The 1,001-nt window shown below is 40.6% G+C and carries 1 protein-coding gene; it reads right to left on the bottom strand.

Translation table 11 applies throughout. The features are described from left to right. Nucleotides 1-841: alcohol dehydrogenase catalytic domain-containing protein (locus AC1DQW_RS27750; protein ID WP_477457030.1), on the bottom strand; the 841-nt coding region annotated here is incomplete at its 3' end. Between the last annotated feature and the right edge of the window lie 160 nt (nucleotides 842-1,001).

Raw genomic sequence — 1,001 nt, forward strand, 5'->3', positions numbered from 1 at the left:
CAATAATGGCCTCACATAATTCAAACGTTTCAGGAATGCCAACTGCTTCAATTGCCGTATCAACACCCCTGCCCGATGTAAGATCCATTATTTTTTTTACAACATCTTCGGTACTGTTATTCATAAGGTGTGTTGCCCCAAAAGTTTTAGCAATGTTCAACCTGTTGTCATCCGGGTCAATCATTATAATTTCTGCGGGCGAAAAAAACTGAGCTGTTAAAAGAGCCGCTAAACCAATAGGTCCCGATCCTACAATAGCTACGGTTTCGCCTGGTTTCACTTGTCCGTTTAATACACCGCATTCAAAGCCGGTAGGTAAAATATCACTCAGCATTACCAGTGCTTCCTCATCGGCTCCTGCAGGTATGGGGTATAAGCTGTTATCCGCATGTGGTATCCTTACATATTCTGCCTGGGTGCCATCAATCAGGTGACCAAGAATCCATCCACCGTCTTCACAATGAGAGTACATTCCTTTTTTACAATAGCTGCACTTTCCACAAGATGTGATACAGGAGATAAGTACATGGTCGCCTTTTTTAAAATTACTTACAGCGCTCCCGGTTTCTTGTATAATGCCTACACCTTCATGGCCAATTATCCGGCCATCTTCAACCTCAGGGACATCGCCTTTCATAATGTGAAGGTCGGTACCGCAAATTGTGGTCTTAAGAACTTTTACAATTGCATCTGTTGCTGCTATCAGCTGCGGTTTAGGTTTTTCTTCCCAGGCTTTTTTTCCTGGTCCGTGGTAAACTAAAGCATTCATTTTTTTTGCATTAAGCGTAGTTAACCTATCTAAAGCCTCTTTTTGAGTTTCCTGTTGCATCAAAGTTTCCATAATAGTGTTTTTATAGTAATAGATCTGTGGATACAAAGATGAGTTGATAATACCATTCACAAAATGACGGCAATCACTATAAAAGATGACGTAGTTACACTTTAATAAAAGCAACGCCCCATTCATTAAGACGTGGGGAAAATTTGCAAAGTATATATTG

Source organism: Mucilaginibacter sp. P5_A4 (assembly GCF_056400605.1).